Consider the following 24119-nt stretch of genomic DNA (forward strand, 5'->3'; position numbering starts at 1 on the left):
TGCACGAACATGCAGAAGCGCTGGCTAGGTTTCAACCATGCGACGAAAGCGAATTCAGGAATCCAGTGGCTCGGTGAAGACTTCCGCATCTGGGAACGCCTGCGCCACCGCATCCTTCCCCGAAAGAATGGGCATCGTATCGATCGGCCAGCGAATGTTCAGCGTGGGGTCATTCCAAATAATTGCTCGCTCGTTCTCCGGCGAATAGAAATCCGTGGTCTTGTAGAGGAACTGCGCCGACTGGGAGAGCACAAGAAAGCCGTGGGCGAAACCGGCCGGAATCCACAGTTGCCGTTTGTTGTCAGCCGACAGGGTTTCCCCGACCCATTTGCCGAAGGTCGGCGACGCCTTGCGCAGGTCGACGGCAACGTCAAACACCTCTCCGTCGACGACGCGCACCAGTTTTCCCTGCGGTTGTTTGATCTGGTAGTGCAGTCCTCGCAGCACGCCCCTTGCCGATTTGGAGTGGTTGTCCTGCACGAAGGTGAGGTCTTGACCGACAAGCGCATTAAACTGCGCCTGATTGAAGCTCTCGAAGAAAAAGCCGCGATCGTCGCCATAGACCGTCGGCTCGATCAGCAATACGTCAGCGATCGCCAGCGACTTTACCTTCATTGATTGCCGGCCTCCGCCACAAGCCGCAGCAGGTATTTGCCATAGCCGCTTTTGGCAAGTGGTGCAGCCAGGCGCTCGAGATGCCCACCGTCGATCCAGCCGTTTCGGAAGGCAATCTCCTCTGGGCAGGAGACCTTCAGACCTTGGCGGTGTTCCAGCGTCGAAATGAATTGGCCGGCGTCAAGCAGAGAGTCGTGGGTACCCGTATCGAGCCAGGCATAGCCGCGCCCCATGATCTCTACTGTCAGGCTTCCTTCATCGAGGTAGCGGCTATTCAGATCAGTAATCTCAAGCTCCCCTCGCGCCGAGGGTTTGAGCTGCTTGGCATACTCGACAGCCCTCTCGTCATAGAAATAAAGGCCTGTTACGGCATAGTTCGATTTCGCTCGAGACGGCTTTTCCTCGATTGATAGGGCCCTGTTTGCTCCGTCGAACTCGACGACACCGTAGCGTTCGGGATCGAGCACATGGTAGGCGAAGACGGTTGCGCCGCTTGTGCGCGACATACCGCTGGCAAGCAGAAGCGGCAGGTCATGTCCGTAGAAAATATTATCGCCGAGCACAAGGGCGCTCGGTGATCCTTCGAGAAAGTCCTCGCCGATGACGAAGGCCTGGGCCAGGCCATCGGGCGACGGCTGTACGGCATAGGAGAAGTTGATGCCCCATTGCTCGCCGGTCCCCAGCAACGCCTCAAAGCGCGGGGTATCCTGCGGGGTCGATATCACGAGTATGTCTCGGATACCCGCGAGCATCAGCGTGCTCAGCGGATAGTAGATCATCGGTTTGTCGAAGACCGGCAGCAACTGCTTGCTGATCGCCAACGTCGCGGGATGCAGGCGGGTACCGGAACCGCCGGCGAGGATGATGCCTTTTCGAGTCACGTCTGCGGCTCCCGTTCTTTCAGTTGATGAAGCATCCTGTCTACGTGCACGGTCCAGTGCGGCAGATCCAATCCCAGGCGACTGGCGAGTGCATCGCTGTTGAGCAAGGAGTTCCGCGGCCGCGCAGCAGGCAGCGGGTATTCCTCCGTCGCAATCGGCTCGATGTCGGCAACATCAGTCCGCAGTGTGAACCCCAGTTCACGGGCACGTAAAACGGCATAGGATGCAAGTTCATGCCAGCTGGTTTGGCCCTGCGCCGTCAGATGATAAATGCCGCTGCCAAATTGCCCTTGGCGATGAGCTGCCACCGCCAGCGCCGTAACGTCGGCGATAAGTTCGGCTGATGTCGGCGCGCCAAACTGGTCGGCAACAATACGCAGCGTCGGCCGTTCTCGCGCCAAGCGAAGGATGGTGTTGATGAAATTGGCACCCGTCGCCGAGAAAACCCAGCTCGTCCGCAGTATAACGAACCGGCAGCCTGATGCCTCGATCGCTTGCTCGCCTGCTCGCTTTGATTGCCCGTAGACGTTCAGCGGATTGGTGTCGTCACGTTCGACGTATGGCCCCTCTTTCCGGCCGTCGAATACGTAGTCTGTCGAGTAATGAATGAGCGTCGCACGGCGGTCGCGGGCAAAGCGCGCGATAATCTGCGGCGCATCGGCATTGACCCGGAAAGCGGCATCCGGCGCCGATTCTGCGCGATCAACCTCAGTCCAGGCGGCGGCGTTGACGATGAGATCGGGCGCATAAGCTTCCAAGATCGCAGGGAGGGTGTCAGTCGCGGCCATGTCGACGTCTCGCCGTTCCAGCGCCGTCACCGCACCGAGCGGAAGAAGCGTTCGATGAAGTTCCCGGCCCACCTGGCCGTTCTTGCCAAGCAGCAGGATGTTCATGCGTATTGCTTTGCGATCCAGTTGCGGTAGCTGCCCAAGGTGACATTGCGGACCCAGTCCGGATGATCCAGATACCAGCGAACGGTCTTCCTGATGCCGGTCTCGAACGTCTCGGCTGGTCGCCAACCCAACTCTGCTTCGATCTTGCGCGCGTTGATCGCATAGCGCCGGTCGTGGCCCGGACGATCGGTCACGAATGTGATCTGTTCCTGATAGGAGCTGCCATCGGCTTTTGGCCTAAGTTCGTCAAGCACGTCGCAGAGCATCATCACGACCTCAAGATTCGTCCGCTCGTTCCAGCCGCCGATATTGTAGGTCTGCCCCGGCAGGCCTGCATCCAACACCCGCCGAATAGCGCTGCAGTGATCCTTTACATAGAGCCAGTCGCGAATTTGCCGCCCATCGCCGTAGAGCGGCAATTCCCGACCTGAAATGGCGTTGTGAATGACCAGAGGAATGAGCTTTTCCGGAAAGTGAAATGGACCGTAGTTGTTGGAGCAATTGGTGGTCAACACGGGCAGGCCGTAGGTGTGATGGTAGGCTCGCATCAGATGGTCCGCAGCTGCTTTACTGGCGGAGTAAGGGCTGTTGGGCTGGTACTGATTTTGTTCGTCGAAGGCAGGATCACCGGCCCGCAGTGTGCCGAAAACCTCATCGGTCGAGATGTGCAGGAAACGAAACTCCTGGCGATCCCTTGACCCGCCCCAATAGGCTCGGGCTGCTTCCAGCAAGCGGAATGCACCCACGATGTTGGTCTGAATGAAGTCCTCGGGCCCGTGGATCGAGCGGTCAACATGACTTTCGGCGGCGAAGTTCACGATTGCGCGCGGTTGGTATCGCGTCATCAGGTTGGCTACCAGAGCACCGTCGCCAATGCTTCCATGGACGAATGTGTACCTGGCGTCTCCCATGAGCGAGGCCAAATTCTCACGATTGCCAGCATAGGTCAGCGCGTCGAGGTTAAGAACGGGCTCATCGCTCTGAGCCAGCCAGTCAAGAATGAAGTTCGAGCCGATAAAACCGGCGCCGCCAGTCACCAAAATCATCGCTTACACACCCTTCACACGCACTCTAAATACTCGCCAACGATGACCACCTAGTAAACGTTGCTGCGGTCAACCATGCAGATCATTGTCAAGAAGACTATTTTCAGATCGAGCCACAGCGACCAGTTATTGATGTACCAGATGTCATGGCGAACACGATCAGCCATCCGATCCACAGTCGGAGTTTCGCCTCGGCATCCGTTGATCTGAGCCCAGCCCGTTAGTCCCGGTTTGACATGCCGGCGTGAGGCATATTGAGCGATAAGCGCTCCGTAGAGATCATCGTGAACCAACGCATGTGGGCGCGGCCCGACCACCGACATGTCGCCTCGAAGGACGTTCCAGAATTGAGGCAGTTCGTCCAGGCTGGTTGATCGAATGAAGCTGCCAACTCGAGTGACGCGAGGATCGTTGCGTGTCGCCTGGCGCACGTCAGTGGAATCCTCCATGACGGACATGCTGCGAAACTTGAGGATGCGAAACGCGCGGCCGCTGTAGCCCTTTCGAGATTGCGCGAAAAAGACCGGTCCGGGACTGTCGAGTTTGATGGCGACAGCGACCACGGCGCAGATCGGAAACATGAGCACCAGGGCGGCAATCGAAAAGACGATATCGAACGCTCTTTTCAACCCGCGCTCGTAAACGTCGAGTGGCGGGCGGTGTGTCTGAAATACACGCCGTTCGCCCACCGTCTGCGCAAAGCCTTCGACGACGTCGCCAACGATGCCGCCGAACATGACGCTCACCGGCACACAGAATTGGCGCAGGGTGATCAGGCACTCTTCCAGGGCACGCAAATTCGCGTAGTCACTCCAGGCAACCAGCACCTCATCGACCTCGGCTATGCCATGTTTCTCATAGGCGTCGCTGGTTGACGCCAGGGCCAGATCGGCCTCGGCGATCCGCATCGTGTACTTGACGGAAAGACCGCTAAGAGCGGCACGTTGAACGACAGGTTCGGTCGGCATCGTGCCTGGGCAAATCAAAAGGACGCGACGGGTGGGAAATGCAGCGCGTGCAACGGCTCTGTGGAGATGGCGGTGCCAGCACAGGCGCAAAGCGATCAGTCCACCCATGGAGAGAACCGACGTCGTTATGATTGCACCCCGAGATACTGTCGTGTCGAGCTTTAGGAACAGGACAACGGCCAGAAGGAACAAAAGCACCGCGGGCAGAAGTGCAGAAATCAACACCAACTGGCGGCGGAACGAGAGCATCTCGCCGGGTCGATAGGCATGGACGCCAAACATGGCAAGCACAAAAATCGTGGCAACGAGCAGGCCGATCCCAACGTAAAGTGACGGGTCAGCAAGACCGCCAAAGGCAATCCGTTCGTAAAACAAATGGCCCGCGGCGCTTGCCGCGAGGAGAAGAATAAAATCGAACGTCGCCGCAATGCCGGTGATCGCAAAGCTATTGAAACCGAACCATCTCCGGTCGCTCTTGACGGAAAGGTGCGGGTCCCAGTTATGCTCGACTGGAATGGTCATGTTTCACACCCTCAACCCTGCCTAATAGTTAACATGAGTTGAACGTACGCAACAATTATCCTCGAATACGCCTTATTGCGTAACGGGAGATGCCTTTTGAAAAGAATATTTTACTTAGGGTATACTTTAAATATATTTTTGATACTTGTGGGCAGCGAAGGAATTTATTGTCTGCTGCTGAGGTCAAGTTGCGCGTCGGTGTCCTCTTTCACCACGCCGCCCGACAAAGTTTAGTCGAATCAACCAGTTAGAGGACGCCGAATCTATCAACGAGATGCGTAGTATCGCCCTCTCGAGCAAACGCTCGCACCGGGTTCCACTCGCGTACAAAGCTACCAAGGTTGGTCGTTCGGCAGGTCTTTTAAGGTATGGGCGGATAGCTGTTGCGCAGCATTTGCGCCTCAGCGCAATCGACAACGACACAGAATTCCAAACGATGCCCGATGGCTCAACCCGCGACTGGCAATAACGACTGGCGCGTCCTCAAGAACGCTATTTGCCCCGCACATGAGCGCGTCTTACCTCCGGTCGCCCGAGAAATTGGATGATGTTTTTTGGGCTCGTCGCCCGCGACAACGGCCCAAACCGCGTTCGCATTTGACGCATGGGCGGTCGACGACTGGTTGGCGCCGGAGCCCTCTTGCTGATGGCAATCGGACCTGTGCGAACGGACCAACGTCTTCGCTCCAGCGCCGTTTCCAGCCGGTCGCGGCTATCTCACCGCATCAAGCTTGTTGATTGCGAACTGATAGTGGTTGCCCGTGCCCCCGCGGCTGACCACCAATTTGCGCGTCTTGGTTATGATACGCGCGAAGTTTCCATCCGTCGTGATCGACCGCGCGGTCGAAATCGTGGCGTAGCTTTCTCCCGGGAATTTTTTCGGACATGCCTTGCCACCGATGGCATAGATGCGTGCCCCGCCCGTTTCGTATCGTTGTTGAATTGGCCTGCCATTCGGGTCGGCAAGGACCTTGCAGCCCGGCGCGTTTGGTACCGGAATAATCTGGTACCAAGGGCTGTCGGCGAAAGCGTAAGGCACGGACAATGACAGTAGGACGGAGACGACAAGGGATAATCTCAACATGGTCCAGCTCCTTCGTTGTCAACAATGTAAAGCTATATTAACGCAAGTTAATCGACAAGATTTTTTCGAATTTTAGAAAGAAAAACGAGAGATGATCCAAGCTTCTATCAATGATTTGACATAGTCTTGTGAGAAATTCTTTCTATGGGCCAGTGGGCAGGAATGTACTTTGATCTTGCCTTCGGGAAGCGCTGCTTTCACTGCCAGCTAAATCCTTTGGCGAATGCGAAGAGGTTCACAATGGCTCATGGATTCTTGGCGTCTTTTGTTGTCGCTCGCATGTCGGTTTTCTGCAGCTGCGCGGCGTTCGCCGGTGCGGGTTTCGCGGCGACAATTGATGTTTCTCCATCGCCAGGGCACAGCATCCAGGCTGCCCTCAACAAAGCAGAGCCAGGTGATGTGATCCGGCTGAAACCCGGAGTGTACTATGAAGATTTCAAGACGGTCCGAAACGGCAAGCCTGGCAAACCGATCGTGATCACCGGTCCTCGGTCGGCAATCGTCAAAGGATCCGGCGCGCCGCGGGTGATTGAAATCAACCACGATTATACGGTGCTGCGCGGATTCACCGTCGATGGAAAGGTCGGCGCCGGTAACAACAAGAGGAGTTACCGCGACAAGCTCATCTATGTCATCGGCAAGGCGCGTGGAGACGGCGTAACCGGCCTGCGAATATTGAACATGTCCGTCAAAAATGCCGGTGGTGAATGCATCAGGCTGCGCTACCAGACGCGTCGAAACGAGATTGCCTATTCGCAGATCAGCAATTGCGGCCGCTACGACTTCGCCTTCAGAGGCGGAGGCAAGAACGGCGAGGGCATCTACATTGGCACGGCGCCGGAGCAGCGCGGCGCACATGGAGCTCCGGACCGATCCGTGGACGCCTCCAACGCCAATCACGTTCATCACAATGTCATCGACACCAAGGGCAACGAGTGCGTTGATATCAAGGAGGGGTCAAGCCGTAACATCGTCGAGCACAATCAATGTTCCGGCCAGAAGGACAAGAACTCGGGTGGCTTCGATTCCCGCGGCAACAACAACGTCTTCCGCTACAACACGGTTAGCAATGTGCGAGGCGCTGGCGTGCGTCTCGGTGGTGACAGCGACAAGGATGGTCTCAACAACGATGTCTATGGCAATACGTTTCGCAAAGTCGGAGTAGCGGTCGTGCGCGCAGAGCGCGGTCCACAGGGCAAGGTGTGCGGCAACACCTCGCACAGCAACTCCGAAAGGAAGGAAAAGAAAAAGGGCAAGGTACCGGTCGAACCACTCGCCAAATGCTGACGGTTGCTGCCGCCGGCAGCCAGGTGTCTCGGCCCGCTTCTCAATTGGATGACAGCTTCTGAAGCGCGGCCTGCGCCAGGGGATACCCGCCCGCTGCCGACTTCTCCAACCACTGCCGACCTGTCGCGTCGTCCTGCTCGTTGTCGGTCGACTGAAGCATCATCATGCCCAGAAGATATTGCGCCTCGGGATCATTCTGTTTGGCTGCGCTTTCGCGATAGGTCTGTGCCTTCGCAAGCGAGGCATCGACGCCGGTGCCGTAGTAATAGGCATTGCCAAGCACCTTTGAGGCTCTCGCGTATCCGCTGGCTGCAGCCGACTGAAGACTGCCGATGATCTGGTCCTTCCGGCGCTTGTCGACATCGGAACGCGACAGAGCCCGTGACAGATAATCGATGGCATCAGCGTTGCCGCGTTCCGCCAGGGTCTGGAATATCGAAATTGCCTCGTCGACCGCCTCCGGCTTGTCTTTCTTCCAAAGGACCTGTGCCATCACCTTCAGCGCATTTGGATCGGCCGCCCGTCCCTCCGCCCGGATGGCAGCCATCGCTTCGTCCTGTACCGATTGTGGGTAATCGAGATTGAGCAATTGCTTCGCGGGTCTGCCGGCGTCCAGCGGATTGAGCGCTATCGATTTCAGCAGCAAGTCTGAGCTCACCGCGACATCGTCCGGCGTCTTGCTGAGCACGATGCGCTTGGCAATCTCGGTGTAGAGCTTTGCCCGGCGTGCCGGTTCAAGTCGATTCGCCCATTTCTTCGCCTCAGGGATGTTCTTTGGGGTGCCGCGGCCTTCGGCAAGAGCGAGCGCTGTCGCCTCGATGCCCTTGGCATTCCCGACAACAGCTGCCCATCGATACCACTTATAGGCCACGACGTCATTTTGCGGGACATCCAACCCGGCGTATTGAATCAATCCGTAGGCCGCCACGCAGCTCTTGCACCCACGCATGGCCTCCGCCGCAAGCGAGCGCAGGACGGCCGGGGTTCTGTCCCCAAAGGCATATTCGTTCATCAGGACGCCCTTGGCGAGAAGCCGTGTGGCGTCCCGCGACGTTGGACCTGCGAGCAAAAGGGCGAAGCCATAATTGGGATCGCGTACCTTTCGGTCGGGTGTGGTAAGTGCCGCTGTGGCGATCAACAGACGCTTGGGCAAGGAAAGCTTGACCGCCGCATTGACTTCGGGCCAGCCCTTCGCGATCCGCAGCTCCTCCCAATTCGCGTATGTCTCGATAACGGGCCTTGGCGTCGGCTTTATGATCTTCACCGCTTCGGCGGTCGCGAGCGTTGATGTTGCCATCAGAGCGGTCAGCAATATGCGTGGGATGCTCTTCATGACGCCTACTCCTGCATTGACGTTTCAGTTTGCCAAGTCGACCGACTTGCTCAGCCAGCGTTGCGCTTCTTCGGAATCAGCTTTTGTGCCGAAGCCGATCTGCAGCGCGATTGCATATTTCTCGAAAGCGCCGCGGTAGCCCGTATGCGCCGCCTTCGAGAGCCATTCAGTGCTCTTGGCATCGGAGTGCTCGAACCCGTGGGTGCCAGCCGCGTAGAAATCGGAAACGTTGAGCATGGCGGCTCCATTCCCGAGCGTTGCTGCCTTCAGCGTCCAAGTCTTGGCTGCTTGCGTGAACGCGGGGCTGCCTTCGGAGAGCCGCAGATAAAGCCTGGACAGAAGCGTTGCGACCTGCGGTGAATTCTGCGCTGCGAGATCGCGCAGCAGCGCTTCCACCTTCTCGTCACCGCTTGTCGGGTTGTCGAGCGTGGTCTGCTGCGACAGGATCTCTGTCACCAGGCTTTCCAGGGCCCCCTCGTCGCCAAGCCGCGCGCTTTTCAGCAGCCACATGTAGCTGTTCTTGTCATCCACCGGCAGACCCTCGCCGGTACCATACATTCGGCCGATCTCGCGCATGGCCTCGCGCTTTCCGCCCTCGGCAGCGTCCTTCATGAGCTCGATTGCCCTTGCCTTTTCGGCCGGCCGTTCAGTCAGCAGAAAACGGGCAACCTGGTATTGCGTACTTGGATCCTTCGTTGGCTCGGCCATCACTTGATCGAAGAGACCGAGATAGTCCTGCCTGAATTGCGGCATGGTTCGTATCGCCAGGGCAACCTGTATCTTTTCCTTCTCCAGGCAAAGCGGCCGGCTGAGGGCGGCCTTCAATACAGTTGCCTGGCGCTCGGTGTCGCCTTCAAGTTCGGCTCGCTTGAGCAGCGCGCGCAAATCGCCAGACGCGTTGGCGCGGGTGAGCCATTGCTGCCAATCCGCTCCGCCGCCGTCGGCGGTCGCTACCTTCATGTCCACCAGCCGCAACATGGCCGGGATGCTGCCCCTGGACGCCGCCTCGACGAAGAGGGAGGTGGCCCTCTTGGGATCTGGCTCGAGTGTTGGATCGGGATCGATGTAAAGCCTCGCCAGCTCGAAGAGCATCTCCGGATTTCCGGTCGGAACCGACGCCTCCAGCATCGCTCTTGCCATGATAGCGTCGCGCTCCTCTAACGCATCCGGCGACAGAAGCGCTCGCGCCTCGGTCAACGTCGCAACTCCACGATCAGCTGTCATGGCGCGCTGGTGCCAGGTCTTGGCCGCAGCCGCATCCTTCGCCGTTCCCCGGCCGTCACGGTAAGATCGGCTGACACGCATCATGGCTTCGACATCGCCTTGCTTTGCCGCTTGCACGAGATAGTCGACCGCTGCGGCATCGCCATCAGGTGTGCGTTTGGCAAAGGCCTCGTCTGCAAGCGTCAAGAGGCTTGCCGCGTTGCCTGCGGCGGCCGCCTTTTCAAGCCAGACGCGTGCCTTGGCACGGTCCTTCTCGACACCCGTTCCACAGGAATAGAGAGATGACAGCTCGCTCATTGCGACGCCGAGGCCGCGGTCGGCGGCAGCTTTCAAATAGTCCAGTGGATCCTTGTCCAGCCGTATCGATGGCTTTTCACCGGAGGCAAGGTTGTAGAGCTCGAATGCGGAACGCGACGAGCCAAGATCGGCCGCCTTCGTCAGCGTTTGCTTGGCGAGCTCGAAATTTGGCGCGCCAGCGCTGCCGCGCGCATAGATGATGCCGAGTTGCTCCAGTGTGCGAAGGGTGGCGTCCGGCAGCACAGCCGCCTTCTGCAGGCTTTGCAGCTCGAGACCGGGATCTGTTCCGGCCCCGTAAGCACCACGATAGTAAGCGGCCTTCATTTCATACGCCCGCGGGTTGTTGCGCTCTGCTTCCTGAGCCAGCAGTTTGAATGCTTCGTCCTTGCCGCTACCTTGTTGTGAGGTCGAAAGCAGAAGATCAGCAAGGGTCAGCCGGCTTGCTGAATGTCCAAGCGCCGACGCTTGCCTCAAAAGCCCGATTGCCTGCTGCTGATTGGCGGCGACGCCATTGTCCTGCAGGTAGCGGCGCGCCAGTGTTGACATTGCCCTGACATCACCGAGCTTCACGGCAGCTTGCAGCCATTCTGCCGAGGTCTGTTTGTCATCGAGCCCCAAATCGGGATCGATCAGGATGTCGGCAAAACCGGTCAGGACGCTACAATCGCCGGTGCCAAGTCTTTCGGACATCTTCGAGATCGCACGGTTCAAATAAATCCGGCTGGTGTCCGCGGTCTCGGCGAGTTGAGGATTGCGGTAGTAGAGGCGCGCAAGCTCAAGCTCGGCGTTCGGATCGCCGGCATTTGCTGCCGCAGTGAGGTATGCTCGTGACGTCTTGGGGTCGGCCGGCACGACCTCCCCTTCGCGATAGAGCCGGCCGAGAAAGGTTCCCGCCTCGATCGTCCCGCGTTTGATTGCCTCGGCCTCGGCCCTGACGATTTCATCGGCGCGCAGAGAGGCGTCGTCGTCATCGGCCAGAATGCGACCGTAGAGATGGAGTGCGCGACCTGCCCCGGCAAAAGGTACTTGGCTCAGGTAAAGGGCCATGCGTTCAGCGGTCGCCGGGCTTGTCTGATATCGACTGTAGGGGTTGAAGAGCGTTTGCGCGTCCCGCAGCATGTCGTCGGGCGAAATCGTGCTTTGGCTCTTGCCGTCCCAACGGCTCCAGTTGCGCGGCGCAGGCACCGCAGGCGGTGCGACACAGATCTGCGAATAGTCGAAATCCGGGCTCAGTGGAATCAATGTCTGAGTGGCGATGCCCGCAACGGCGTTCGTTGCAAGACCTGGCGCGCAAAAGGCAAGCGTCGCTGCGAGCGCGGTCTTTCGGAAACTCCCAAGCCGGTGGTCGACGGCCGCACTCCAAATCTCGTTTCCGTTCGACATTTAAACGCTACCTCATTGTTTGCGACCGTCATCACTCTCGTGCTGTGTCGCTCTCATTTTCTCCAGCATCCGCTGGCTTGCCCGCGAGATAATCTCGTTTCTCACCAGAACGACCCAGTTGTGGGTCGGCCAAACTCCACAATCGCTCCGGGGCGGCACGATCAGCGCTGTGCAGGCGAGGACACGTGAATTGCGCCCTCGGTTTCCCTCCAGATTCAAACCTCCGAGCGGCGGGCGCGGTATTCGCCTGCGAAATGTGACGCTGCGTTGGCGCTCACTCTTCCACATCATTGTCTTCGACCCCCTGCAGCGATACGGAAGACATGTCTTCCGCACCCATTCTTTTGAGCTTCTTTGCGGCTTGAACATGCTGGAGGGCGCGCGCGCTCTGCAGCCACTTGATTGCTTCGGCCTTGCTGGCGTCCGTGTTGGCGGCTTCAAGATCCAGGGCAAGATGGAACATTGCAGTGGCGCTGCCCGCATTTGCCGCTCGCAGCTCCCATTCGCGCGCCTTCTTGGGATCCTTGCCAACGCCGATGCCGAATTTGTAGACCTCGGCCAGCCTGTGCATCGCATCGGGAGCATCCCAGCCGCTGCTGGCCGACGCCCGTTCCAGCCACAGGATGCCCGCCTCCGGATCGCGCTGGGTGCCGAAGCCGGATAGAAGCGCGACGCCCGCTCCGATCATCGCCGATACGTGACCTTCCCTGGCGCCGCGCATGTTAAGTCTGAAGTTCTGGGAGGCGTCGACCTCGGGGCCGATGGCAGAGCCATATGTCTCCGCAAGGTCGTGCCAGGCAAAGGCAAAGCCGTGCTCGGCCGCAGAGCGCAGCAGCTGAATGGCCTTGTCTTCCTGCCTTTCGACGCCGCTGCCCCAGATGTAGGCGAGGCCAAGATCCCGCGTCGCCATCCGGCTTCCCGCATCAGAGGAAATCTTCAGGTAGGTCGCCGCAACAGCCAGATTGCGTTCAACGCCTCGCCCTTCCCGATAGGCGCGCGCCATGCGCATGTTGGCGACCGGATCGTCCGGATAAAGTGTGATCACCGCGCGGTAATAGCTGACGGCCTTCTGGCCGTCGCCTTCGACAAACTTGCCGTCCATGTAGAGATCACCAAGTTTCAAGAGGGCATCGACGTCGCCTTTCTGGGAGGCCTGCTCCAATAGTTCCAGGCCGGCCGGGACATCTTTGACATCTCCTTTCCCCTCAATATAGACGCTGGACAGGGCGACGGCAGCACCGGGAATTTTTGCGCCGGCCAGCTCGCGCAGCATCGCGGCTCCCTGGAGATTGAGGCGTATATCCGACGGCATCAGCATGACGCTTGCCAGATGCACTTTCTCACGCGGAACATCGCTCATCGTCTTCAGGGCCAGTCGCAGCCATTGCGCCCCGACATTCGGATCCTGCGCCCGTTCTGACGCATATTCATAGAGCTCGACAGCAGCCGAGCTGTTGTTCCTTCGAGCCGCAGCGGTCAGTCGATCGATCGCTTCGTCCAGCTTGCCATTTGCTTTGAGGAATCGTGCCATTTCGACCGGCGCTTCCCGGTTCCCGGCCGCGATCGCATCGGAGAAGGCCTTATGCGCATCGCGAAATGCGGTCTCCCCGCCACGCGAAAGATAAAGGTTCGCCAAACTGACCAAGGCATCGGTGGCGCCAAGCGAAATTGCCTTCTTATAGAGCGCGACTGCCCTATCGAAATCCTGGCCGACGATTTCGCCATCGGCATAGGCCTCGGCCTCCTTCAGCATGGCGCTCTCGCTGCCGGCGCGAGAGGCGCGCTCGATATAGGGGAAGGCTTTCCTGCGCTTGTTCATATCGGCGGATGAGAGGTAGACTTCGGCCAGGCGATTGAGCACCTCGACCGACTCGGCTGCTGCAAGGGCTCTGCGATAAAGGTCGATAGCTTTTGTCTCGTCCACCTGTCCCATGACGCCTTTGGCGTACATGTCGCCGAGTAGCAGCTGGCCAGTGACGCTTCCTTTCGCGGCCAGCCCGCTCAGCTTTTCAAGAGCAAGGGCGACGTTTTCTTGGCTTCTCAGAGACGGGGCATCGATAACCAGATGCGCAAATCTCGTGAGGGCGGCGTTGGACCCATTTCTCACGCCAAGCCGGAAAATGCTTGCGGCGCGCGTCTGGTCGATGACGACACCCGCTCCGTCGCGAAAGCTCTCGCCGATCCGGATCAGATCGTCGACGTTGGCCACGTCGCCGGCCATTGTCGCCTCATAGAGCTGGTCCGACGACTGCCTGCGCTGCTCGGCCGTTTCCTGCAATGCCTGGGAATAATAAAGGACCGCGGTTGCGTCCTTGGCGTCGATCAGTTTGGCAATCCAAACGTCGTATATGTCCGGTGGAACTTTCAGCGGACCGGCATCAGCAAAGTCCCGCACCAATTCCTGCGCAGCTTCGATCGATCCGTCGCGTGCGGCTGTTTGGTATTGTTCGACTGCGGCTGTGCGATCGAAGAGCGGCGTGTCGGGATTGCCGAGCAGGCGTGCCACCCAGACGACGGCTGCCGTTTGGCCCAATTGTGCCGCCTTTCGATACCAACCCAAGGCCTCCTTCTGATCCTCGGGCTTGTCCGACAGCTTTCGATAATATCCGCCGAGATCGAAGGCCGCGCCTGCATCCCCTCGCGCAACGCGCTGACGCAAAAGGTTGAGGCCGAAGCTTGTCATCGCAGCGGTGTGTGCCGGTGTTGCGCCGGAAAGCTTTGCAAGCTCGAATGCCGCAGCGCCGTCGCCGAGGCGAAGGGCAAGGTTGAGGTTGCCGCGCGCTTCCTGATCGCGGTTTGGAAGGGATGCCAGCTTCTGCCCGCGGATATAGGCCGCCTCGGCATTGCCCGCCTTGATGACGTCGTCGAGTAGTGCCAGCGCACGATCGACGTCAACCGGTCCCCCCTCGCCTGCCAGCATCATCTTGGCGAGCAGAAGTTTTGCTTCCGCCTGTCTGGCGCCGGGCAATGTCACGGCGGTCTCAAGGGCTTGGCGTGCTTTCGGGAAGTTTGGTACTCTCAACGGATTGTCGGCCGAGACTGTCAGTCCGCCGCGCAACTGCTTGGCGACTTTCAAAAGCCCCTCATCATCGCTCTGCTGGATCAGTAGATCGACCTGCTCGGCCGGCGTTGCCGTCAGCTCGGCGGCTCCCACCGTCGGCCCTGAGACGACGAGATAGCCGGCTGCAAGCAAGATGGAGAAGTGCCACTGGCGCAGTCTCATCCTACCCTCCAGAAGCAGGTGGCATTGCCGCCGGCGAATTCGTCGATGAGCGGACGTTCGTTTGCTCCTTCTCGTTCGAGGAGGGCGCTTGCACGCCGTTGAATGAAGTTCGGTGGTTCATGAACGGCCAGAGCCTCGAGGAACGCCAGGTAGTGGCGTCCGTTGCCCCTGTTTTCGAGGAAGCCGAGATCCGGCTTCATGAAGTCCTGTTCCGGTCCGGGAATGTAGTTCTCGGCGGAGTAGGCCTTGACCAGGATCGGGTTGGTCATGCCATTCATCCAGTAGGACAGGACCGTCCACATGGATTTCTTCCTTCCATCGACGACCGCCGTGGCGTCGAACAGGGCATCTTGCCCGCCGGCGGCAATTTCGGCCATGACGGTCATGCTTGTCAGCGACTGGCGCATGTACCAGAGTGCGCGCGCACCGCGGCGGGTTTCGAGAGGAAGGCTGCCGTCCGCGCGGGCGTCATTCAGGATGACGCCAAAGCGGTCGAGCCCCTTCTGGTAAAGCTCCTGATCACCCGTCAGGCTGCCCCAGGCCATCAGTACGCTGTCGGCGAGATAGCGATGGTTGTTGTAGTCAACGCTTCCCTCGAAGATCTGATCGGTTCGTCGCACCAGCGGATCGATCCAGGCGATCAGCCTCTGCTTGTCTTGATCACCGAGCCCGTCGCGGATGATCGAATAGGCCACGACAGTCGGCAGCATCAGACGTTTCAGGGCGTAGTAGGCGTCGTGAATTTTTTCGGTTTCAGAGAACGCGCTGGCGTCAGCCCATTTCAGCAGAAAGGCCGTGAGCATCTCCTCGGCCCGTTTGTCACCGGCAAGCGCGCGGCCGGACAGGACCATGACCGCCCAGGCGTACTGATTGCCGGACCGGTCCGTGCCGTATCCCTCTGTGGTCGTCAGACCCTTGATGACCTCGATATTCAGCCATTTGGCGTCGGCGTCGACCGCAAGGCACGCCTTGCGAGCATCAGATGATGGGTTCTGTGCGAGAAAATCCTTGCGTGCCTTCACGTCAAAGAGGCCCTGATAGCCGCCGTTTGCTGCCTGCGCCACGGATGCCTGTGTCGCGCCCGGCAGCGCCGTCGCACTGAGGACGGCCGCCAGCAGGGCAATCGAGGTTCGTGCCGCGAGAAAAGAGTGAGCCGCATTTTTCAACTGCTGTCTCCTTTTCCATGGAAACTTTCGAACTGCACGGAGCCGCGAGCGTCGGTGCAGTTGCCGGACGTTTTGCTGTCAAAGAAAAGTGCGTCGTTCTCCCCCAGGAACCCCGCCTCCCTGAAGGCGCATTCGTAGTTTGCCGGTCGCTGCGGACGGCATGTGGATGCGATCGCCACGTCCTGGTGCCCGTTGAAGCGTAGCACGTGGCCCTCGAACGGACGTGTGTCGCCGTCGAGGAGACGGCCTTCCTGATTGCGAAATTCGTTCTGTGCCAATGTCAGTCCCGAGACGCCGGCCGCCTTTATCCCCTTGCCGTTTGCAGAGATCAGGTTGTCGGAGGCGGTAAAGGTCGTCAGTGGCACATATGGATCCATCACCAGATCGCGCTTGTGCTCATCCTCTGCGAGCGACAGGTCGCTGATGTAGCCGCTGATCGCCTCGAGCTTGTTGCGAACGATGGCGTTGTCATGGACACCGATGTCCCAGCTGTTGCGCATGCGCACGCCGGAGCGGCCATTCTCGACGAACGCGTTGGCGACCGCGAGATTGCAACTGCTCTCGAAGAATGTCAGGCCATCCTGGTCGTTCTTAAAGGAAAGGTTGCCGTAAACAAGATTGTCGACGCTGTCGCGGTCGAGCATCAGGCCGGAGCCCTTGTTGTGGAACACCACGTTGCCGATTTGCCAACTGGCATCGACACCGCGGGAGATGATGATCCCATGCTTGACCATCGTGTCGTGCGCGGTGTTGAGCGCAATCAGCAGCCGCTGCGAGCGGTCGTGGGGATCAACGCCATAGAGGACGTTGTTTGCGTATTCGTTTCCGATAAGCGAGATGTCATCGGCCTCATAGGAATAGAAGCCGTACTCGAAGTTGTGAAAATAATTCTCGACGACGATGCCTGTCGGATTTCGCAACTGCTCGCGAGCCTTGGCAATTGTCTTCGGTCCGGCCGAAAACGTCAGGCCGAAAGACTTCGAGGCTGCGTACCCCAGCGAATCCAGGACCGATCCGCCAATATACATTTCGGAATTGCTCCAGCCGACGATGAAGGGCCGGAATATCCCGCGCGTGTCCTTGCTGGAACTGCGCGGCTTCAAGAGCGCTTCATCCCATGACGTTACGGTCGTGTCCTGAATGTAGAGCCTGCCGCCGACCGCCAGAAAGGCACCGGCAGTGGCGGACAAACGATAGGTAGACGCCTCCTGACCGGACAAGATCAAGCCTGCCTTTTCGCCGACGAGCAACGGCGCGCGAAGCGTCACAATGTCGCCGTCCCGCTCGACCAGCGGCTCGCCGGCCATGCTATCGAGCTGCATTGCCAGACTGCCGAGCGTGTAGACGCCGCTCTGAATGACGATGATCCGCGGATAGAGAAGGCCTTGTGCGCGCGCAGCGTGGGAGAGACCGGTAAATCCGCCTGCGAGATCCTCCATGAATTTGCTTTCATAGGGACTGAGGTTTCCAAGCGTTATCGAGATCCGTCCCGGTGTCGGCAGCGGTACCATCGAGCGGGTCGTCGCGGCTGTCTTGCTGATATCGGGGTATCCGTATTTGGTGAGCGAGGCGCTCATGACGGATGTCGTGCGCAGAGACATCCGACCATCGCTGAAGACTGCCGTCGAAGGTTGGGCCGGATCTTCGTCCACAGCCGCCAATGCCGCCTTCTTCAGCCAGTCCTTATACGCTGAGGGGTCGCCCTTCCCCATTCCCCAGCCGAGCCGGTCGAGGTGACGCAACTGCGCTTGCGCAATGGCGCGAAACGTGCGCACCCGCAGCATCGGATCGTAAAATTCCCTGGTGGCAAGAATGGCCGTCTCGACATAGGCCGGATCGTTGGCGGCCGCGATCATCACCTCGGCTTTGAGCATCTCATCGCGGGCGGCGGGCTGGCTGTCGAAATAGGCGATGGCGTTCTTGGCGTCGCCAGACCATGCAGCCCGGCTCGCAATGCGTCCTGCTGCTTTCGCCTTCAGCTTCTCGTCGGAAATCTTGCTGACAAGCTTCTTGGCAAGCTCGATCTGGTTGGACTTCGACAAATAATCGATAATGTCGAAGAACAAGTCGTCGCGCTTGTCTGCCTTGTCCACCCCGCCTGCATACGCGATCGCCTGGCTGACGACATGTTGCGCCTTTTCGGCATCGTCCGTTCCGGATATCTCCTTGGCAAGCCGCAGGAGCGCTTCGACGCGGTATTCCGGTTCCTTGATGGAGGTTGCAAGCCCCATTGCGTCGTCGACTTTGCCGTTGCGCGCTAAGACCCGGACAATTTCCGATTGCACGCGGCCCTTGTCTTCGTCGTTTGCTATCTCGTCAGCGATCTTCGTTGCGGCATCGAGGTCTCCCTCTCTCGCCTTGGCGCGACCGATGCCCGAAAGCGCCTGCTCCCGGTCCTTGAGTGTGGTGATTTTCGGGAGAAGCGCTTCGGCCTTGTTCAAATCGTCGCTGTCTGCAAACGCCTTGGCAAGATTGCCCAGGGCATTGGATGCACCCTGCATGTCAGTCAGCTGATCTGCGAAGGCCTGGGCGTCGTCAAAGCGCTTGAGGTCGGTTGCCCCACCTATGGCTGCAATCAGGGCGGCTTCCTTGGCATCGCCGCTTAACGCTTTGACGATCTCCGTGCCCCGATCGTACTGTTGTGTGGCCATCTTCGCCAGCCCACGATCGCTGAGTTCGGAGGCAAGGGTGAAGTCGATCTCTGCGAGCCCGGGGCCACGTTCCATCGCGTCGGTCATTGCGGTCGCGTCGATCAGACGGTCGGCATCGACGCGGTCCTTGACGATGCGGACGATCAGGTCTTCCTGATCACTCCGATCGGCGAGGCTCGTGGCGAACACCGGGAACAGGTTCACCGCATTTGCTTTGAGCGCTGCGCTCAAGACCTCGTTGACCATGTCGGCGCGATGTTCGGACGATTCCGGATCGACGGCGAGCGCCAACAGCAGGGCCTCATCTACCCGCTTGGCCTTGAGTTCGGTTTTCACTGTTGCCGAGATGTCCTCGAATTTGGCGTCTTTGATGCCCTTCTTGCCGAGTTTCTTATCGCCGAGCAGGCGCAGGGCGATATCGTAGCGGGCAAATCCACGCATGCGAGCCGGCCACATGCCACCGACGGCCCTATTGATGATGTTGGAGGTCAGCTTCGGTTCGACATAGGCTCCGACCTGGGCGATGTTGTTGAGCGCGGCATTCTTCTCATCCGCCGAGGCAAGCTGTGTGCTGACATCGATTGCCCTTTCCAGGAGGGTCAAGGCGGCATCGTGGTCGCTCGCGATCTGTCGCGCATAGTCGGCCAGAGCCGAGACTTTGAGTCCTGGCGTCGACAGGGCGTCGATAAGATCGTCGATCATCAGTCTCGTCGCGACGCGCGCGTCCGGGTCGGCCCCCTTGTCGGTCAGGCTTGCGAACGTGGCGCTCAGGGTACCTGTCGTGACGACGTCGGGCGTAATGCCGTCCGCCTCGAGATTGGCAATGCTGGTTCTGGCAGTTTCATCACCACCTTCCGCGGTTACCGCAAGCGTGGCCAACTGGTCGCGGGCGCGGTCATAGGCCTTGATCCGCTCAGCGGGCGTCCTTGATTTATCCACGTCAAGAACGGATTGGCGGATTTTCTCGACGATCTGTTGAACACTGTCCGATGTCTGAGCGAATGCCGGGGAAATCCCGGTTGCCCAAAGCAGAGCGCCGGCAGTCAGAGCTGAGGCGGTCAATTTAGCGAGGTCTCGTTTTGTGCATGTCATACGCATTAACTCCCTCGTCATTCCTGGCTATCGAACTCGTCTGATACGATTTGCCCTCACACACCTGGCTGGCTGGAGCGCTCCTCTTATCCCTTGGTTTCCGCTGCTGGTCGGCTCTCGGTCCCGGTCGTGTCGACGACGCTCTTCAGCATTTGCGGCAAGGCGCTCGTCGTCCACGGCGAGTGCACGAACCGCACCGTCACCGGCGTTCCGACGATCGAGGCGAGATCTGTGTCGCCGACGTCAATGTTGATCGGGATCTTGTTGCCGGACGCCAGATCGGTGCTTGTCAGCTTCGGCAGATCGCGGATGGCGGCATTCGAAATGCTCTTCCCATCAGGAAGCTCGACCAGAACGCGCGCGCCCTTGTAGAGACGCAGGGCTTGGGAATAGTCCACCATCGCCACGACGTGCGGCTTGGCATTCTGCATGCTCAGTGAAAGAAGCCGTTGTCCGGCTCGGACCTGGCTGTCCAGTCCGACCTGAACATCCTGAATGATGCAGTCACAGCGCGCCAGCACGGTGACACTGCGGTTGTTGGCGGTGGGCAGGATCGTCGCCACGGGATCGCCGGCCTTCACCGCGCCTTGCGTCACGATGTTGGTGACGACACCGTCTGACGGCGCGATCACGGCTGCCGAATCGATCGTCACAAGTGACTGGTCGGCGCGGAAGGTCCAGAGCTTCTGATAAAGCGCACCCCATAAGAAAAGCACTACCCCGATGCCGAGGATCGACGTTACGGCAATTCGCAGCCACCGCCTGGCCACTGCCTCGTACCACCCGCCAGAGGACCGTTCCTCAGCGCTGGCATCCTTCTTCCGACCACGGGGATCGATGGATCGGCTCGACAGATCCAGGACGTCGTTGAGGGTGACGACCTCGCCACTCAGATGAGCATCACGCACGTAGCGCAGAAAGCGGAGCTTTTCCTCCGTCAGCGACATGTACTGGAAACCTGTGCGTCCCTTCGTCGGGTCGCAGTAGCGAACCTGTGCATCGACCCTCAGCGTGAAGACAAAGCCGTCGAAGGGGAATTCAAGGTCAACTGGAAATGTTTTGAATTCGGGCAGCACCGTCTTGCCGGTCGCAACCCCCACACCACCAACCGACCAGTCGAGACAGGTGTAGCGGTATCCGTCGATGACGCATTTCAAGGGAAGTTTGTAGCGCGCATGCTGGCGTTGTACATCCGCTTCGAACTTTACGACGTTCATATCCACTCCCTCAATTTATCGGGTCGAGCCCGTAGGCCATTGCAAATATGGGTGCTTCCGGAATTGCCAGTTGTCCGAGGACGACGGCGACGATCGTCACGAAAACGGTGAGCGCGATGACATGAACAAGTGTTGACGAGGCCTCGCGAACACGGCTTTCGAAGCGTGTCCGGTTGTCCGAAAGCGTCGTCTTCTGACGCGTCCACTTTTGCTTGTTGAGGTGGAAGAAGATGTAGGTCTTGATGACCGATCCGTAGATCTGATTGAAATAGATGAAGAAGGGGTAGAGGGCCGAAACGCGGCGGCGCGAGTTAAACAGCATCAGCGTCAGCATATAGCGCGTTGCGAGCACCCAAAGCAGGTAGATGAGGAAAGCGAACGGTGCCTCGAATAGCCCGACGAGGAGAACCATTGCCAGTCCCGCAAGCGAGGTCCACATCGAGACGCGTTGATCGAAGATTGTCCACCAGGTGAAGAAGCCGATTTTTGATGGCCCGAGTGCCAGCGCGCGTGAATTCGTGCGCAGCATGTTGCCGAACCAGCGCACCATCAACTGTGTCGCCGCTGGCAGGAAGTGTCTGGACGGAGGCTCCTCGACGGTCGCGACGACAACGTCTGGAATGTAGAGCATCTTGTAACGGTTGCGCAGGAGCCAGAACCAGCTCGACTTGTCGTCTCCGGTCAAAAACGTCAGCCGGCCGAGCCGCCAGTGATCGACGTAGTCGGATTCGACCTGCCTTACGAAATCGGGGTTGCAGACAATCGACGCCCTGAACATCGACATCCGGCCCGTCAGCGTCAGCACCTTGCGTGACAAGCCGTTCGACGACATGAGGATATGGCGCTGGGCAAACCGCAAGCTGTACCAGATATGGAACTTTGCCTTGCCGTGCACATGTGAGACCTCATCGGTCGTAAGCGCGCCAACGTTGCGATCGGCCCGGAAAAAGCCGATACATTTGCTGACGAAATCGGGAGGTACGATCGAGTCGCCGTCAATGACGGCCACCACATCGTCTGCCTTAGGCTCCTGCCGAGAAATCGCACGGAAGGCATAAGCCAGCGCATCGCGCTTGCCGGTCCCAGCGATGCGTGTGATGACAAGGCGAACGTTGGTGTCTTGGCCGCAGATCAGGCGGTAAAGCAGTTTGATCAGACGCTGGTCTCCCATCTCGACGATGGAGGCGACCACGGTTGCGCCGCCTGGTGCCTGCTTTGCGGCTTCAAACGCGGCGCGGTAGACGGCTGAAGTCGTATCGCCGTCGATGCGGAAACTGGTGACAAGAAGAAAAACATGCTGGTCGCCCTCGATGTCAGCGCTTTCACGCATCGCATCTTCGGCCTCGGCGCGCATTCTTGGAAAGACGATCGAACGGTAGATGTTGGATCGCACAAAATGCGCGAGGCCCCAGCCATATCGCCAGACGGCGAGGAAGCCGAGGCCGAAAAGCGCACCGGCATGGGCACTTGCAAGACTATCGAGTGGCGTCACCGAGGCAATGCAAAGGATCAGAGCGATATAGGCGAGATGGGCTTCCAGCGTTTCGCTCCAGGCGACGAGCCGTGAAGCTGAACTGGCGTCCCGACCGTCGCGCACCTTTGTCAGTAGACGATCTACTGGCGCGGCAACTGCTCCATAGCCATCGGCATACTGCGTTTTTGCCATCACTCCTTGCCTCGATGATCATGCCATGCTGCTTCTCGAGAAGCGCGGGCCTCCTCCCGTTTATATCTGACCAGATACGCCGGCCCTGTCGGGCGGCCGGCGACGTGCATGTCACCAGCACAGGCCGTGATAGATGACGTTTCTGTTTTCCGGTCTTTCGATGCGCGCCAGATCGATGATGGTTACCAGCTTGCCGGCGGTTTCGATCGCATCCTTCAGACCGGGGTACGTGTTGCCGACGACAATGACTTCGGATGCAGCGATAACGTCCTTGATGCTGTCGTGGAGGAGCGGCGCTATATGCTTGAGGAAATTGCGGCCCTGGCTCGGATCCCTGGCAACATTGGGATCGTAGATCAGCACATCCTTGCCCTTGCCAAGAAAGCCCTCGACGAGTTCGAGTAATGGGCTCTCCCTGAGGTCGTCTGTATCGGCCTTGAAGGTCACGCCGATGAAGCCGATTGTCTCATGTGAGGCTGCGTCGACAAGCGAACGCGCATGATCGATCTGAACAGCATTGGCGAGCCGCGCGGCGTCCAGGACCGGCGTCGGCACGTTCAGGGCGCGGCCGAGTGCCGTCAATGCCCGCAGGTCCTTCGGAAGGCAGGAGCCGCCATAGGCGAAGCCCGGCTTCATATAGGCCCGGGATATATTGAGGCGCGTATCGGAGCACAGCACATCCATGACGACGTGGCTGTCGATGTTCTTGGCCTTGCAGATGTTGCCGATCTCATTCGAGAAGCTGATCTTGACGGCATGCCAGCAGTTGCTGGCGTATTTGACGATCTCCGCGCAGCCCATCGGAATGACATGCGGTGTGACGTCAATGTGGCCGACGAGAGTCTTCAGCGCATCAATGGAGCGCGTATCATCCGCATACTGCCCGAACACGATCGCACCGGGCTTGTAGTAGTCGGCGATTGCCGTGCTCTCGCGAAGGAATTCGGGGTAGTAGGCAACGCCGAAATCACGTCCGGCGATCTTCCCTGAAGCCTTCTCCAGCGTTGGAATGACGAGCTCTTCCATCGTGCCGGGCAGGATCGTCGAACGCATGACAATGATATGAAAGTCGGCTTTGTGCCGGAGCGCTTTGCCGATGTCTTCGCAAACCTGACGAACATGATTGGTGTTCAAGGTGCCATCCGACTGGCTCGGGGTTCCGACACAGCAAAACGAGATATCGGTATCGTTGATGGCATCCATCGCGCAGTGGGTTGCGCTCAGAAGGTCGTTTGCGTGCGCTTGTCGCAGCAGATCGTCCAGGCCGGGCTCGACGATCGGAGCCAGACCTCCGGCAAGACGCTCGACCTTAAACCGGTCGGGATCGACCGCCACGACGGCGAATCCGTCCTTGCTGAGGCATGCGGAAGAAACGCAACCAACATAGCCGGCGCCAAAGACACTTACTCGATAGTGACGGACCTCCGCGCTCGGATAGTAATTGTCTAGAACAGCGACTTTTTGTTTGGAGGCAAGGCGGACCGAATTCAGCTCAAGTTCCATGTTTAACCCCGTCTGCACACAGTTAAACTCTTCGGAGAATTACTTCGCCGAAACACTTGCTTGCAGTC

General features: G+C 59.0%; 15 protein-coding genes. 1 reads left to right on the forward strand and 14 read right to left on the reverse strand.

The annotated features are described in order from the left end of the window. Positions 1-54: 54 nt before the first annotated feature. The 6 genes from rfbC to ACSQ9D_RS22185 form a co-directional block, all read right to left on the reverse strand. The gene (rfbC, locus tag ACSQ9D_RS22160; RefSeq protein ID WP_436284114.1) at positions 55-615 is read right to left on the reverse strand and encodes a dTDP-4-dehydrorhamnose 3,5-epimerase; all 561 of its coding nucleotides are present in this window, start codon (positions 613-615) and stop codon (positions 55-57) included. Next, a complete protein-coding gene (rfbA, locus tag ACSQ9D_RS22165) occupies positions 612-1496 on the reverse strand; it encodes a glucose-1-phosphate thymidylyltransferase RfbA (RefSeq protein ID WP_436284115.1) in 885 nt (294 codons plus the stop codon). Before rfbA ends, rfbC begins: the two co-directional genes overlap by 4 nt. Continuing rightward, positions 1493-2389 carry a dTDP-4-dehydrorhamnose reductase gene (gene rfbD / locus ACSQ9D_RS22170; protein WP_436284116.1) on the reverse strand — a complete coding sequence of 299 codons (897 nt, stop codon included), beginning with the start codon at positions 2387-2389 and terminating at the stop codon, positions 1493-1495. The genes rfbA and rfbD overlap by 4 nt, the downstream gene beginning before the upstream one ends. Further along, on the reverse strand, positions 2386-3435 hold the full coding sequence (gene rfbB, locus ACSQ9D_RS22175) for a dTDP-glucose 4,6-dehydratase (protein WP_436284117.1): 1050 nt from the start codon (positions 3433-3435) through the stop codon (positions 2386-2388). The genes rfbD and rfbB overlap by 4 nt, the downstream gene beginning before the upstream one ends. 50 nt (positions 3436-3485) lie before the next feature. Further along, positions 3486-4925: an exopolysaccharide biosynthesis polyprenyl glycosylphosphotransferase gene (locus tag ACSQ9D_RS22180; protein ID WP_436284118.1), complete on the reverse strand. Its 1440-nt coding sequence runs from the start codon at positions 4923-4925 to the stop codon at positions 3486-3488. 712 nt (positions 4926-5637) lie between these two features. Next, complete coding sequence (locus ACSQ9D_RS22185; RefSeq protein WP_436284119.1) at positions 5638-6009, reverse strand: hypothetical protein; 372 nt, start codon at positions 6007-6009, stop codon at positions 5638-5640. A gap of 420 nt (positions 6010-6429) precedes the next feature. Here ACSQ9D_RS22185 and ACSQ9D_RS22190 point away from each other — a divergent pair, with 420 nt between their 5' ends. Then, on the forward strand, positions 6430-7296 hold the full coding sequence (locus ACSQ9D_RS22190) for a hypothetical protein (protein ID WP_436284120.1): 867 nt from the start codon (positions 6430-6432) through the stop codon (positions 7294-7296). Between the two features lie 40 nt (positions 7297-7336). On the opposite strand, the gene ACSQ9D_RS22195 is transcribed toward ACSQ9D_RS22190, so the two are convergent. From ACSQ9D_RS22195 to ACSQ9D_RS22230, 8 genes are all read right to left on the reverse strand, one after another. Continuing rightward, a complete protein-coding gene (locus tag ACSQ9D_RS22195; RefSeq protein WP_436284121.1) occupies positions 7337-8629 on the reverse strand; it encodes a tetratricopeptide repeat protein in 1293 nt (430 codons plus the stop codon). Positions 8630-8653: 24 nt separating this feature from the next. Beyond that, positions 8654-11533, reverse strand: coding sequence for a tetratricopeptide repeat protein (locus ACSQ9D_RS22200; protein ID WP_436284122.1), 2880 nt, complete (start codon positions 11531-11533; stop codon positions 8654-8656). A gap of 274 nt (positions 11534-11807) precedes the next feature. Continuing rightward, positions 11808-14756 carry an SEL1-like repeat protein gene (locus ACSQ9D_RS22205; RefSeq protein ID WP_436284123.1) on the reverse strand — a complete coding sequence of 983 codons (2949 nt, stop codon included), beginning with the start codon at positions 14754-14756 and terminating at the stop codon, positions 11808-11810. Next, positions 14753-15922, reverse strand: coding sequence for an alginate lyase family protein (locus ACSQ9D_RS22210; protein ID WP_436284124.1), 1170 nt, complete (start codon positions 15920-15922; stop codon positions 14753-14755). The genes ACSQ9D_RS22205 and ACSQ9D_RS22210 overlap by 4 nt, the downstream gene beginning before the upstream one ends. Beyond that, positions 15919-19635, reverse strand: coding sequence for a NosD domain-containing protein (locus ACSQ9D_RS22215; RefSeq protein WP_436284125.1), 3717 nt, complete (start codon positions 19633-19635; stop codon positions 15919-15921). Before ACSQ9D_RS22215 ends, ACSQ9D_RS22210 begins: the two co-directional genes overlap by 4 nt. Positions 19636-19751: 116 nt before the next feature. Next, positions 19752-20882 carry an HlyD family efflux transporter periplasmic adaptor subunit gene (locus tag ACSQ9D_RS22220; protein WP_436284126.1) on the reverse strand — a complete coding sequence of 377 codons (1131 nt, stop codon included), beginning with the start codon at positions 20880-20882 and terminating at the stop codon, positions 19752-19754. 10 nt (positions 20883-20892) lie between these two features. Further along, entirely contained in the window at positions 20893-22548 is a 1656-nt protein-coding gene (locus ACSQ9D_RS22225; protein ID WP_436284127.1) for a glycosyltransferase, read from the reverse strand. A gap of 111 nt (positions 22549-22659) precedes the next feature. Next, positions 22660-24051 (reverse strand): nucleotide sugar dehydrogenase, encoded by a 1392-nt coding sequence (locus tag ACSQ9D_RS22230; RefSeq protein ID WP_436284128.1) that lies wholly within the window; start codon positions 24049-24051, stop codon positions 22660-22662. Between the last annotated feature and the right edge of the window lie 68 nt (positions 24052-24119).

The organism is Rhizobium sp. LjRoot258 (genome assembly GCF_964254185.1).
Classification (GTDB): domain Bacteria; phylum Pseudomonadota; class Alphaproteobacteria; order Rhizobiales; family Rhizobiaceae; genus Rhizobium.

What these genes read in the sequence shown, in the direction of transcription:
- rfbC (WP_436284114.1), bottom strand. Translation starts at nt 615, where the DNA reads ATGAAGGTAAAGTCGCTGGCGATCGCTGACGTATTGCTGATCGAGCCG.
- rfbD (WP_436284116.1), bottom strand. Translation starts at nt 2,389, where the DNA reads ATGAACATCCTGCTGCTTGGCAAGAACGGCCAGGTGGGCCGGGAACTT.
- rfbB (WP_436284117.1), bottom strand. Translation starts at nt 3,435, where the DNA reads ATGATTTTGGTGACTGGCGGCGCCGGTTTTATCGGCTCGAACTTCATT.
- ACSQ9D_RS22180 (WP_436284118.1), bottom strand. Translation starts at nt 4,925, where the DNA reads ATGACCATTCCAGTCGAGCATAACTGGGACCCGCACCTTTCCGTCAAG.
- ACSQ9D_RS22185 (WP_436284119.1), bottom strand. Translation starts at nt 6,009, where the DNA reads ATGTTGAGATTATCCCTTGTCGTCTCCGTCCTACTGTCATTGTCCGTG.
- ACSQ9D_RS22195 (WP_436284121.1), bottom strand. Translation starts at nt 8,629, where the DNA reads ATGAAGAGCATCCCACGCATATTGCTGACCGCTCTGATGGCAACATCA.
- ACSQ9D_RS22200 (WP_436284122.1), bottom strand. Translation starts at nt 11,533, where the DNA reads ATGTCGAACGGAAACGAGATTTGGAGTGCGGCCGTCGACCACCGGCTT.
- ACSQ9D_RS22205 (WP_436284123.1), bottom strand. Translation starts at nt 14,756, where the DNA reads ATGAGACTGCGCCAGTGGCACTTCTCCATCTTGCTTGCAGCCGGCTAT.
- ACSQ9D_RS22220 (WP_436284126.1), bottom strand. Translation starts at nt 20,882, where the DNA reads ATGAACGTCGTAAAGTTCGAAGCGGATGTACAACGCCAGCATGCGCGC.
- ACSQ9D_RS22225 (WP_436284127.1), bottom strand. Translation starts at nt 22,548, where the DNA reads ATGGCAAAAACGCAGTATGCCGATGGCTATGGAGCAGTTGCCGCGCCA.
- ACSQ9D_RS22230 (WP_436284128.1), bottom strand. Translation starts at nt 24,051, where the DNA reads ATGGAACTTGAGCTGAATTCGGTCCGCCTTGCCTCCAAACAAAAAGTC.